Source organism: Pedococcus sp. P1_H8 (assembly GCF_056405175.1).
In genome coordinates, this window is the sequence record NZ_JBFUCP010000170.1 from 1 (window position 1) to 490 (window position 490).

The following is a 490-nucleotide window of genomic DNA, read 5'->3' on the forward strand; positions in this document are numbered from 1 at the left end:
ACGCGGTGGTCCGCGGGATCCAGGAAGTGGGCTCGATGGTCGGCCTGGTGCCGCCGGACGAGAACGACCTGGTCAAGCGCGTGATCGCCACCGGCGGCCAGACGGTCGAGTGCTGTGACGAGCAGGGCCGGATCCTCGTCGACGGCAAGCCGTTGGACGAGAACTACGTGGTCACCGACTTCCCCTTCACCCCGGGCGTCCAGACCTGCGACACCCCGCTCAAGTCGGGGCGCTGCTTCGGGCCGTACACGGTGCCCGAGGGCAACCTGTGGGTGATGGGCGACAACCGCAGCAACTCCGCGGACTCGCGCTACCACGTCGGCGACGAGTACAACGGCACCGTGCCGGTGGACAATGTCATCGGCAAGGCCGTCGCGATCGTCCTGCCGCCGTCGCGGTGGGGGCTGATCGATTCGCCCGACATCCAGAGCAACTGAGAAACCGAGTACCCGAGCACGTGAGCAGTTGGCCACCACGGACCGTCATTCGC

General features: G+C 67.3%; 1 protein-coding gene. It reads left to right on the forward strand.

The features are described 5' to 3' along the window. The coding region (gene lepB, locus AC1DYG_RS19435; RefSeq protein WP_477641495.1) for a signal peptidase I at nt 1-437 on the forward strand (437 nt) is incomplete at its 5' end. Nucleotides 438-490 lie beyond the last annotated feature (53 nt).